The sequence below is a fragment of the uncultured Campylobacter sp. genome (assembly GCF_938045405.1).
GTDB lineage: Bacteria > Campylobacterota > Campylobacteria > Campylobacterales > Campylobacteraceae > Campylobacter_B.
Genome location: NZ_CALIMW010000258.1, coordinates 1 through 8,695, shown reverse-complemented (window position 1 = coordinate 8,695; position 8,695 = coordinate 1). Strand labels below are relative to the sequence as shown.

Below are 8,695 nucleotides of genomic sequence, written 5' to 3'. Positions count from 1 at the left end.
TTTTTTACTTGCAGTAGGGCGAATTTGCTTAAAGTAGTGAACTAAAGCGAGGCGAAAATTATCCAAACCTTGGATCTATTATCTTGCTCAGTTAGAGCAGCTGTTGCGAGCGACGAGCTCTGCAAAATCTAGCGCTGCGTCGTAGTCGGGCTCAGAGGCTATGTCGCTTACGAGCTCTTTATAAACCACAACGCCTGCGGTATCTATGACGAAGATCGCTCTGGCGCTGAGACCTGCTAATGCGCCGCTGGCGATGAGGGTGCCGTAGCGGCGACAAAATTCCTTATCGCGGAAATCACTTGCAACGCGTAGATTTTTGATCCCCTCAGTCGTACAAAACCTCCCCATCGCAAACGGCAAATCCATCGAAACGACGATTACTTCGGTGTTAGGAAGCGATGCGGCGCGCTCGTTGAACTTACGTGCCTCCGTCGCGCAGACGGGCGTATCTAGCGACGGCACGGCGACTATGATTTGCACGTGCTTGCCGCTAGCGATCTCGATTTCGCTTAGATCTTGAGCTACTAAGCGTACTTGCGGCGCGCGATCGCCTAGATTTATCTCTTGCCCGCTTAACTCTACGGGCTTTCCTTGAAATGTTACTGTTGGCATTTTTGTCCTTTGTTTTGAATTTGTAGCGGCGAATATACAAAAATTCCTTAAATTTCAGGTAAAATTGCTTTAAAAATCAAGGAGAGCAGATGGGCGAAGATATTTGGGGCGGCAGCAGCAATCCTGCATCGCTAGCCAGCATAAGACGTAAAAGTGGCGAAGAGAAAAAGCCCTTGGATGAGAAGCTACAGGAGCAATCTGAGAATTTAGATTTAACGCAAGAAGCTCTTGCGGCGGATGATACTAGCGAGCAAAATTCCACGGCTCAGAATTCTATAGAGCAAAATTCTACTTTTACAAAACAGAATTTCACACCACAAAATTCTGCGGAGCAAAATTTAGCTTTTGCGGCTCAAGGCTTGGATGAAGAAAATTCTATTTTGCGAGATTCTGCTGCGACAGGCTCTAGCGAGCAAGATTCTAACGCGAAAGGCTTGAATTCTACCGAAAATGCTGCTAACTCGCAGAATTTTACAGAGCAGAATTCCACTTGGCAAAATTCAGCTTCCTCAAATTCCGATAGAATTAGCTCTACACAAAGCTCAGCTAAGGTTTACGATCTAAATAAAGCCTACGTATTTTATATGTTCCTCGGGCCTTTCGGCGCGCATAGATTTTATCTTGGGCGTATAATCTCCGCGATTTTTCAGCTTTTAGGCGGGCTGCCATTTCTCATCTGGCTTTTTTTAGTAGTGGTTACTGTCATGTGGACGAGTATAGAAGGTAACGATCTGTTGGCGCTTATAAACTCATCTCGTCCGGATTTGGGCGTGCAAGCATCAGACCTAAAGGATATAGAACAGGGCTTTTTTCATTTTATGGTTATTTTCTCGGTGCCTAATGTTTTGTTTTTAATCTGGCTTATTAGCGACTTTTTTAGGTTGCCTGATATGGTGCGAAAGCTAAATGTATCCGTGGGTGTGGGAGCAATCCTGTATGTTTATACGGATGACGCTAAAGAGCAGAGCGAGAATCTATCTACTGCCAAAACTACCCTTTATATAGCGTTTGGGCTTGAGGCGTTAAATGCGGTAGGCAGATATATCAAGAATGTAGATAAAGTGGGTGCGTTGGAGGGCGTCGGACTTATATCGATGATATGCCTAGCTGTGGGGCTATATTTTTTAGCGCGCGCAATACGCAGCGCCGATCTGCTATCAAACGCCGTGCTAGTCGGGGTTTCCTCGGCTATAAGCGCAGTAAGCACTATATTTGTAGGATTTGAATTGTTTAAACCATCAGTTTTTATGGTAAGCATTTATTGCGTATGCACAGCGGTATATCTGATCTATCAGCTGCTAGTTAGTAAAGAGCTTTATGATTGCAGTGGAGAGAAAAACTATCTAAGAGCGTTTTATGTTATTGCAGCTACGGAGATAGTAACTCTAGTCTTGATAGCGCTTGACTCACAGCTTTTCGCCTTAGTATTTGCCATAGGATGGTTAGCTTCGGTAGTTTTAAATGTTTCGGCGGTTTATGGCACTAGGGAGATTACTGCCTCAAAAGGTGGCTATAATCTAGCGAATCTGGCGTATCACGTAAGGCAGATGAACGGGCGGGAGTTTTAGGTATTTAAATTTAAGGGGCGATTAGTATAATCCTATATTATTTTAAAAAAGGAGTTTAAAATGACTTTTATGGAGTCTGTGCAAACTTGTGTCAAGCAAAAATACGCCACATTTAGCGGGCGAGCATCAAGGTCGGAGTACTGGTGGTTTTTTCTATTTACCGTGCTTGGCGGGATCGTTTTGAGCTTGATAGATGGCGTTTTAGGCACTACGATAGGGTACAATCAAATAATAGCCGGCAAAATCGTCCATCAAGAAATCGGCATTATATATGCGCTTTTTCAACTAGCCATGCTCGTGCCAGCCATCGCCGTATCGGTCAGGCGACTACATGACACCGATAGAAGCGGCTGGTTTTTTCTGCTTATTTTAACGCCGATCGTGGGTGCTTTTTTCGGCGATATCGGGCTTTTGGTATCATTTGTGGGTTGGATAGTGCTGCTTGTATTTTTCGTGCAGCGCGGCGATAGCGGGTCCAATCGCTTCGGATACGATCCGCTATGATAGAGCTCTAAACTTTGTGAAATTTTAGAATTCTAAAATTCCGTGTAGATAAAATTCTTTGTATTGTCGCTTAAAATTCTACGCATAAGCACTTTGCAGCGCTAAATTTTTCTTAAAATAATCTTTTCAATTACGCTTTAATTGATTGCCGTTATCTGTAACTTAGAATTTTTATATTATAATGGCGCTCAAAATTTTATTTTAGAAAGGATGAAAATGAAAGAGAGAATAGAGGCGTTGTTTGCGCAAAATCCTAAAATTTCGATCGCGCAGATCTGCAAGGAACTAGGCGCGAAGGAGATCGACGTGCTGCTAAACCTGCCCGAGCGCTTCGGAAAGAGCACGGGCGGCGATAAATTCGGCGAGGTCATTAGGGAGCTTGAGAGCTGGGGCGAGGTGCTTTTCGTAAAAAATACGCCGAGCTTCATCATCGAGTTTAAGACCAAGATCCCAAGCGGCAAGAGCGCGCGCGGATTTTATAATTTCGGCATGGGCGCAAACGGCGATGAGGCGCATGGGCTGGGCATTTTGGGGGGTCATCTAAAGACGGATGAGATCGATAAGATTATCCTCGTGACGCAGACTTTCATGGGGATGCTCTCGAAATTCGTGGGCTTTTACGACAAAGCGGGCGAGAATATCTTTAAAATTTACGTCTCGCGCGACGAGAAAGGACAGCTGCTAGCCGAGCAAGACGCGAAATTTGAAGCGTTAAAAGCCGCGATTTAGCATTCGCACAAAACTCGTCTTGCGCGGTTTGCGTAAAATTTACTCTTGTCGGGTATTTAGGCTTGATCTCGCCTTTTGCGCGCGAGATCAAATCCGTAAAATTCTACTGCAAAATAACACCGCGCGTACTTTTACACGCTCGCGCAAGACCCGCCTTGCGCGGCTCGCGCATCGCCTGCTTAACGGCGCGTTGAAATTCTATGGGGCGCCAACCAAGGCGCTTTAAGCTAGCCAATAAGCTTTCGGGCAAAATTTTAAATTATCGTTGATGATGAAATTCCAAACTCACCTCGTCGCTATTTCGTGTCTTAAGGGCGTTTGGAATTTCACTAGCCCGGGCTAGCGTCTGCCTTATCTGAAGCGGAATTTTGCCGCTTCAGATAGATATTATTTTCAAATTTTATTTCAACAATCTACTACTAAATTTTCAAAAATTTTATTTATATTGTCTTTGTACTGCTTATCGTCAAACTCTAAATTATTATTCGCAATCTTCCGCCCGGCAATATCTCCAAGCTCCATAAGATACTGCTTGAACTTTTCTAAAAATTTATCTACGTTCGCCTTTTTATCGGAGCCCCACTCATCTGAGCTAAAATGAATATACGCGATAATTTTTTTGCTTTTAAGATAATATTTCGGTTGATAAATTCCCGATTTCGGAAAATATCTCGACACTTCCCCGCTCAAACAAAGGCAAATATCGATCTTTTGCAGCGAGCGCATTTCAAAATCGCTAAAAATACTTTTAATCTCTTGCCTTGCTGCTCTTATAATATTCGATATATAGATCGGCACATCATCCGCCCCGCCGATAACAGCATTTATGTTAAATTTCATATAGCGCCCCGCCCTTGAATATGAAGTTAAATATTTTTAAAAATTTCAGCTCATTATATCATCTTCATAATATTGATCGAGTATCGGGTTTCGAGGGTTTTAAAATCGGCATATTTTTTATCAAAATAGACCCGAATAAAGATAAATTTTATAAAATCTATCATTTTAATTTCATATCTCAAAAACTTTCCGCCGTCACGCAAGGAGCGTCAAATTTTAAAATTGGAATTTTATACGTTAAGCTTAAAGCTCATAAAACTCCGATATTTAGGGTAATACAGACTCGAATTTTTATCTTTTATTGCTATAATTCCCTCATAAATTTAAATCTTAAGATTAAAAAGTATTCTTAAGAATTTTATAAGATGGAGGAGATCTTGAATAGATTGATCTTAAAGATTTACGCGTGGCAAAATACCGCCACGCCGTGGTTTTGGCTCTTTGTGATAAGCGCAGGCTATCTTGCGGTATCATATTTTTTCTTTCAGCGCTACCTTTTTATGTCGCCTACGCAGATGAGCGCCCTCGTGCGTCTGGGCTTTGCCGTAGCGGGCGTGGGCGCGCTCATCGGCTTGCTGCTGCCGTTTGGCTTCATAGCAAGACTCGTTGCTTACCTGCTCAGCTTTGCAGGCGCGATATGCGGCTATTTACAAAGCTCCGCGCCGCACTCCGCCGCAGATACGGCAAATTGCCTCGCAGCGCCTGCATTTCCTTTTGCGGCGCCGCTTGATAGCCTGCTACCGGAGCTATTTCGCCCCGCAAGCTGCACGGGTACCCCGTCCTTCCCCGCAGGCACCGCGCTTAGTGACGTGCAGAGCTTTTTCGGCGGATTTTACGGCGAGGGATTTTATCTGGTGCCGAGCATAAAATTTGCAGACGCGGCGCAGTGCGCGCAGGTAGCGTTTGCGGCATTCGCGGCCGTTTTGGCCGTTATGTTTGCGGGCTTTTTATACGGCAGATTTACGAGAAGTTTTTAAAATTTTAAGAAAGGATAAGCATGAAGTTTTTAAATTCTATTGCGGCTGCGGCGGCTCTTGCGGCTGTGATCGCAAGCTACGCTGGCGCCGAGGTTAAGGCGGGCGAGACGCTTTACGGCACGGTGCTAAAGCAGGTAAGCGTAAGCGGCGATTTGTCGCATAAGGACGGCAGGCTGCTGCCCACAAACGCCATAGAGGTCTTGGAGGTTAAGGACGGAGTGGTGAAATTTTCGCTCACGGGCTATCAAAATCCAAAGGCGCCGAACGTTATTTATTTCACGCCTAAAGCGCGCATAATCGCGGTGGCGTTTTCGAAGCAGGCTAAATTTCAAAGCGAGAGCTTGGGCGAAGAGGACGGCTTTAATAAGGTTAAAATAACCGCCTACACCGACGAGGGCGCGCTAAGCGGCGACGTGGATAAAATTTTCGCGGGCGCTAAGGAGAAATTTGAGGCCTCGTGTAGCGTCTGTCACGCTCTGCACCAGCCCGCCGATTATGAAGCCAACAGATGGCCGGGCTACATCAAATCGATGCTTTCGCGCACGCCGATTAGCAAGGATGAGAGCTGGACGGTGGTGCAGTATCTGCAAAAGCACTCCAAGGACGTAAATTTAAAGGATATGAAATGAAAAGACGAAATTTTTTAAAGCTCGGCGCGGCGGTCTCGGCGCTTCCGCTCATCCCAAGCTCGATGCTTGCGGCGGATAAACTTACTGCGCTTAAGAAAAATGGCGAAATTTTAACCGCGGCGCGGTGGGGAATTTTAAAAGCGAGCGTCAAAAACGGCAAGATCGTAAAGTCCGCGCCGTGGAAGATCACCTCTAAAATTCCCAATACGCTTCAAAATACGATGGCGGATCTCGTTTATAACACGCGCATCAAGGCGCCGATGGTGCGAAAATCCTATCTCGCCGATCCCGATAATCCAAAGCCTGAGCTTCGAGGGCTTGACGAATGGGTCGAGGTAAAATATGAAGACGCGATCAAGCTCGTCGCGCGCGAGCTTAAAAAGACGCGCGAGCAAAAGGGCGCAAGCTCGGTGTTTGCGGGCAGCTACGGCTGGCAGAGCACGGGCAACGTGCATGTCTCAAGGACGCTGCTTCATAGATTTATGAACTTAAGCGGCGGCTTTACGGGCGTCACGGGCGATTACTCTACGGGCGCGGCGCAGGTAATAATGCCGCACGTAACGGGCTCAAATCAGGTCTATGAGCAGCAAACCTCGTGGCCGGTGGTGCTTGAAAACTCCAAAGTCGTGGTCTTTTGGGGGCTAAATCCGATCTCTACGCTTCGCGTGGCGTGGACGAGCTCGGACGAGCAGGGATTTAAGTATTTCGAGCAGCTAAAAAACAGCGACAAAGAGATCATCATTATCGATCCGATCAAAACCGTGAGCGGCAAGTATTTCGAGGATAAGGCGCGATGGATCACCCCTCGCCCGAACACCGACGTAGCGATGATGCTAGGCATGGCGCAGCACCTCTACTCGCAGGGCAAGTACGATAAGGAATTTTTACAAAACTACACCGTGGGCTTTGAAAAATTCGTGCCGTACCTTACGGGGCAGAGCGACGGCGTGGCTAAGACGCCCGAGTGGGCTAGTGAAATTTGCGGCATTAGCGCGGACGTGATCAAAGAGCTCGCGATAAAATTTTACGAAAACCGCACGATGATAATGGCCGGCTGGGGTATCCAGCGCGCTCATCACGGCGAGCAGGCGCACTGGATGATCGTAACTCTATGCTCGATGCTAGGACAGATCGGACTTGCCGGAGGGGGCTTTGGCTTTAGCTACCACTATGCTAACGGCGGCGCGCCTACCTGCGCGGGTGGCGTGATCGGTGGAATGAACGCGGCAAGCGTCGGCGTCGTTAAGGACGGCAAATTCCTAGGGCTTGCGCAGGATCAGAAGCAAGGCGGCGAAGCTACTCAAGCGTGGCTGGTAAATACGGCGAAGGTTGCCTTTCCTCTAGCTCGCATCGCAGACGCACTGCTAAATCCGGGCAAAACGATCGACGCAAACGGCGCAAAGATCACCTATCCTCAGATCGACTTCATCTACTGGGTCGGCGGAAATCCTATCGTGCACCATCAAGACACCAACACCAACATCAAGGCTTGGCGCAAGCCGCGCACCATCGTAGTGAATGAAATTTACTGGACGCCGACTGCGAAGATGGCGGACATCGTGTTCCCGACCACGACGCAGTATGAGCGCAACGACATTACGATGAGCGGGGACTACTCCAATATGCATATAATCCCGATGAAGCAGGTCGTCGCCAAGCAGCACGGCGCGAAGGACGATTATCAAATTTTTACGGACCTTTGCAAGGCCTACGCTGACGGGCTTGCCGAGGTTTATACGGACGGCGGCAAAACGGAGATGGATTGGATCAAAGAATTTTACGAAGGAGCGGCAAGCGCTGTGAACGCAAACACCGCTTTGGGAATACAGATGCCGAGCTTTGAGCAGTGGTGGGAGAAAAACGAGCCGACTGAATTTTATGAGACGCCCGAGAGTGCCGCCTACGTGACGTTTGAGGATTTTAGAAACGATCCCGTTTTGGAGGCTTTGGGAACGCCTAGCGGGCTGATTGAAATTTACTCCGATACGATCGCTGCGATGAATTACAAAGACTGCGGCGCGCATCCGATGTGGTTCGAGCCCGTCGAGTGGCTGGGCATGAAGGATAAGCCTGCGAAATTTCACCTGCTTAGCCTGCATCCGCTTGATCGCTTGCATTCGCAGCAGAGCAACACCTCAAATCGCAAAAGATACGCCGTCGCGGATCGCGAGCCGGTGCTAATAAATACCGAGGATGCTAAGGAGCTTGGCATCAAACAGGGCGATCTGGTGCGCGTGTTTAACGCTCGCGGCGAAATTTTGGCGGGAGCCAACGTAAGCAGCGACATAATGCGCGGCGTGGTGCAGATCTTTGAAGGCGCGTGGTACGATCCTAACGCCGAGGGGCTTTGCAAAAACGGAAATCCGAACGTGCTTACGATCGATCTGCCTACGAGCGAGCTTGCCAACGGCAACATCTCCCACACGGCGTTAGTAAATATCGAGCTTTATAAACATAAGGCGGGCGAGGATATCAAGCTAACCGCGTTTATGCCGCCTAAAGGGGCGAAGTAGGGATTGGGGGGGGCGGTCTGGGGTTTTAGGGCGAGGCTCTATCCTCGGATCGCTGAGGATTTGCTGCGGCGACGAGTCGGATCGATTGGCTTGCCGCAGCTTTGCGGCTGTAATGAGCGGAGCTAGCGAGCGGTATTTGTCTCGCTGCCTCACTCTGCCCTATTCGCTTGTGAAATTTAACGGCTCGTGCTCAGGCTAGAATTTCAATCCAAACTAAAAAACCGCCTAAGCTTCCATTTAAAATTTTTCTTCGGAATTTGTGTATCACTAAAATCGTCGCTGTAAATTTCGTTTTTATCGGTGAAATAGCCGCTATTTTGAGC

8 protein-coding genes are annotated in these 8,695 nt (G+C 47.6%); 6 read left to right on the top strand and 2 right to left on the bottom strand.

The window, feature by feature from the left end; all coding sequences use genetic code 11:
* Positions 1 to 87 precede the first annotated feature (87 nt).
* Entirely contained in the window at positions 88 to 612 is a 525-nt protein-coding gene (gene tpx / locus Q0140_RS10925; protein ID WP_005872978.1) for a thiol peroxidase, read from the bottom strand.
* An 89-nt stretch (positions 613 to 701) separates the two neighbouring features.
* Here tpx and Q0140_RS10920 point away from each other — a divergent pair, with 89 nt between their 5' ends.
* From Q0140_RS10920 to hutX, 3 genes are all read left to right on the top strand, one after another.
* Positions 702 to 2,180 carry an NINE protein gene (locus Q0140_RS10920; protein WP_297964517.1) on the top strand — a complete coding sequence of 493 codons (1,479 nt, stop codon included), beginning with the start codon at positions 702 to 704 and terminating at the stop codon, positions 2,178 to 2,180.
* Between the two features lie 60 nt (positions 2,181 to 2,240).
* On the top strand, positions 2,241 to 2,684 hold the full coding sequence (locus Q0140_RS10915) for a DUF805 domain-containing protein (protein ID WP_297964516.1): 444 nt from the start codon (positions 2,241 to 2,243) through the stop codon (positions 2,682 to 2,684).
* A gap of 216 nt (positions 2,685 to 2,900) precedes the next feature.
* On the top strand, positions 2,901 to 3,413 hold the full coding sequence (gene hutX / locus Q0140_RS10910) for a heme utilization cystosolic carrier protein HutX (RefSeq protein ID WP_297964514.1): 513 nt from the start codon (positions 2,901 to 2,903) through the stop codon (positions 3,411 to 3,413).
* A gap of 405 nt (positions 3,414 to 3,818) precedes the next feature.
* Here hutX and Q0140_RS10905 read toward each other — a convergent pair whose 3' ends face one another.
* Entirely contained in the window at positions 3,819 to 4,253 is a 435-nt protein-coding gene (locus Q0140_RS10905) for an Imm12 family immunity protein (RefSeq protein ID WP_297964512.1), read from the bottom strand.
* 377 nt (positions 4,254 to 4,630) lie between these two features.
* Here Q0140_RS10905 and Q0140_RS10900 point away from each other — a divergent pair, with 377 nt between their 5' ends.
* The 3 genes from Q0140_RS10900 to Q0140_RS10890 are packed head-to-tail and all read left to right on the top strand — an operon-like array spanning position 4,631 to position 8,372.
* Positions 4,631 to 5,230, top strand: coding sequence for a disulfide bond formation protein B (locus Q0140_RS10900; RefSeq protein ID WP_297964510.1), 600 nt, complete (start codon positions 4,631 to 4,633; stop codon positions 5,228 to 5,230).
* A 20-nt stretch (positions 5,231 to 5,250) separates the two neighbouring features.
* The gene (locus Q0140_RS10895) at positions 5,251 to 5,859 is read left to right on the top strand and encodes a cytochrome C (protein ID WP_297904438.1); all 609 of its coding nucleotides are present in this window, start codon (positions 5,251 to 5,253) and stop codon (positions 5,857 to 5,859) included.
* Positions 5,856 to 8,372, top strand: coding sequence for a molybdopterin guanine dinucleotide-containing S/N-oxide reductase (locus Q0140_RS10890; protein WP_297964508.1), 2,517 nt, complete (start codon positions 5,856 to 5,858; stop codon positions 8,370 to 8,372). The genes Q0140_RS10895 and Q0140_RS10890 overlap by 4 nt, the downstream gene beginning before the upstream one ends.
* Positions 8,373 to 8,695 lie beyond the last annotated feature (323 nt).